The organism is Bradyrhizobium sp. CFUWI (genome assembly GCF_056429085.1).
On the sequence record NZ_JBWJZE010000229.1, the window covers coordinates 1 to 429 of the forward strand.

1 protein-coding gene is annotated in these 429 nt (G+C 71.1%); it reads right to left on the reverse strand.

The genetic code is table 11. From position 1 onward, the window contains the following. Window positions 1-73: 73 nt before the first annotated feature. Window positions 74-429, reverse strand: a 356-nt coding sequence (locus AC066S_RS39560; RefSeq protein ID WP_478272023.1) for a hypothetical protein, incomplete at its 5' end; no start/stop codon positions are given.

A 429-nucleotide genomic window follows, 5' to 3' on the forward strand; every position in this document is an offset into this window, starting at 1 on the left:
GGGTAGGTGCGGCCGCTGACCCACGGCGGCGGGCCGCCGCGCATCAGCTCGGCGAGGATCACGGGGTCCAGATTCATGGCTTGGCCTCGGTGGATGTGACGCCGCCGAGGCGGCCTGTGCCGGCGTCGTATTGGTAGGAGTCGGTGCGCATCGCACCGCCCGCCACCGGGTAGGCCGCGGTGGCGATGCGGCCCTGCGCGTCGTAGCCGTAGGCAACAGCGCTGGGCCGGGCGGCCGCGAATTCCAGCAACGCGGCGCGCGCCGACAGGTCCGCGTCGCGGGTGTCCATGTCGAGGTGCAGGAGCTGCAGGGCGTCGTCGATCAATTCGAGGGCGAGACGAATGCGCGGCACGTCGTCTTCCTGAAAGTTCGAGAGGCTCGGCTTCGGGAGGGCGAGGCCGTCGGTGCGGTCATCGACCGGCCTTCCGA